This window comes from Streptomyces sp. MNU76 (assembly GCF_020982545.1).
Classification (GTDB): Bacteria; Actinomycetota; Actinomycetes; order Streptomycetales; family Streptomycetaceae; genus Streptomyces.
The window spans coordinates 1-1,689 of sequence record NZ_JAJKLK010000018.1; the positions used below are offsets into that span (position 1 = coordinate 1).

Here is a 1,689-nt window from a genome sequence, read left to right on the forward strand (position 1 = left end):
AGGTGCGGATCTCGGTGGACGGGCAACTGGCCGGAATCGCCGCGCCGTTCCCGAACGTGTGGACCGGCGGCTGGTCCAACCCCTTCCTCTGGTACGTCGTCCCCGGTCCCCGCGCCTTCGACGTCCAGCCTCTCCGCTACGACCTCACCCCCTTCGCGGGACTTCTCAACGACGGGCGCCCGCACCGGATCGAGGTGTCCGTCGCCGGCGTGCCCGAGGGGCAGAGCGGCTGGAGCGCCCCGGTCAACGTCCTCGTCTGGCAGGACGAGAAGAAGGAGCACGTCACCGGTGCCCTCACGAAGGTGCGGGAGGGCGACTTCGCCAACGCGTCCACGTACACGCCGGGTGCGGAGCGCCGCCTCGACACCGAAGGGAGCCATCGGCTGACCGTCGCGGGGTACGTCGAGACCTCCCACGGCCGGGTCACGACCACCGTCCGCCGCGGCCTCCTCAACACCTCCACGCACACCTGGTCGGACGGCGAGAACCCCGACGCGCTCGACGCGAGGTGGAGCGACGACGAGACGGTCACCGTGAGTGGGCGCGGGGTCCGAGGCGGTCGTGGTCAGGGCCGGACGACGCGTGTCCAGCGGTCGTACACGATGGACGGAACGACCACGCTCGGCGCGGGAGACCGGCTGCGGACCGTGCTCACGCTCGGTGATCGGGCCACCGTCACCGAGACGGACGGCGGGCGGCGCACGGCGTGGTCCCGGCTCGACGACACCTACACCGGTGATGCCACGTACACGGCGAACGTACCGCGCGACCAGCGGCACGCCGTCGGGACGACGAGCGAGCGCTACCGGACGTACGGGTCGGACGGCTGCTACGACCGCTCGCTGGTCTCCGTGCAGGGAGTGCTGACGGTGGATCGTACGAGCTGCTGATGCCCCATGCGTTCGATGTGACGACTGTTCGATGATTTACCTCCGCGAAACACGGTGGTCTTCCCCACGAGCAACGCCTCCCCGATAGTGATCGACGCGGAAGTGATTTTCCGCATGCCAGAAAGATCCCTCGGAGGAGTGCCCGTGCCGCAGTCCGTACCGTCCCTGCCGCGACGCGTCGCACGCATGCTGCGTACCTCACTGTTCGCGCAAGTCGGAGTCGCGCTTGTGCTCGGAATCGTCGTCGGAAGGTTGTGGCCGGACACGGCCACGACCTTCCAACCGCTCGGCGACGGCTTCATCCGGCTCATCAAGACCGTCATCTCGCCGCTGGTGTTCTGTGTGGTCGTCGTCGGTATCGCCAAGGCCGGCAATCTGAAGGCGTTCGGGCGGATCGGGCTCAAGGCCCTGATCTGGTTCGAGATCGCCTCGACGGCCGCGCTGCTCATCGGCCTGATCGCCGCCAACGTGTTCGGCCCCGGCTCGGGCATGAACGTCGACCCCACGAAGCTCGACACCTCGGCGGTCGACGCGAAGACCGCCGGCGGTGAGCTGCCCACGACGAGCGAGTTCATCCTCAACGCGCTGCCGCAGAGCGCGATCGGCGCGTTCGCCGAGAACGCGCTGCTCCAGGTGCTCGTGCTCGCCTGCCTCACCGGCGCAGCGCTGCTGCACCTCGGTCACACCAAGGTGCCGAAGATCCTGCCCGCCATCGAGCAGGCCCAGGAGGTCATCTTCGCGATCGTCGGCTTCGTCATGAAGCTGGCCCCGCTCGCCGTGTTCGGCGCGATGGTGCACC

2 protein-coding genes are annotated in these 1,689 nt (G+C 68.6%); both read left to right on the forward strand.

Annotated elements, in window-relative coordinates:
• On the forward strand, nucleotides 1–890 hold an 890-nt coding region (locus tag E4N62_RS26475), incomplete at its 5' end, for a peptide-N4-asparagine amidase (protein ID WP_308185656.1).
• 144 nt (nucleotides 891–1,034) lie between these two features.
• A partial coding sequence (locus E4N62_RS26480; RefSeq protein WP_230218750.1) for a cation:dicarboxylate symporter family transporter occupies nucleotides 1,035–1,689 on the forward strand: 655 nt, incomplete at its 3' end.